2 tRNA genes are annotated in these 300 nt (G+C 56.7%); both read left to right on the top strand.

The features are described from left to right. Positions 1–50: 50 nt before the first annotated feature. Positions 51–127 (top strand) — tRNA-Arg (locus EOE18_RS18300). 46 nt (positions 128–173) lie between these two features. Then, positions 174–250, top strand: a tRNA-Arg gene (locus tag EOE18_RS18295). Positions 251–300: the final 50 nt, after the last annotated feature.

Genomic DNA, 300 nt, shown 5'->3' with positions numbered 1-300 from the left:
AAATTCCCCTTGTCAAGCCGGAGGAGCGCTTCTAAAGGCGCGTCTCCCAAGCACCCGTAGCTCAGCTGGATAGAGCATCAGACTACGAATCTGAGGGCCGGGCGTTCGAATCGCTCCGGGTGCACCATTCCTCGCAGGAATGGATTGGCCAGTCTGTTTTGTCTTGTGCGTGTGCACCCGTAGCTCAGCTGGATAGAGCATCAGACTACGAATCTGAGGGCCGGGCGTTCGAATCGCTCCGGGTGCACCACAAGACCGATTTTTCCCATTCCTGAAAGTTTTGCCCGCTGGTGCAGCATG

This window comes from Novosphingobium umbonatum, from assembly GCF_004005905.1.
Classification (GTDB): domain Bacteria; phylum Pseudomonadota; class Alphaproteobacteria; order Sphingomonadales; family Sphingomonadaceae; genus Novosphingobium; species Novosphingobium umbonatum.
Note: the sequence above shows the minus strand (reverse complement) of the source record. Positions and strands in the feature narration are given on the sequence as shown.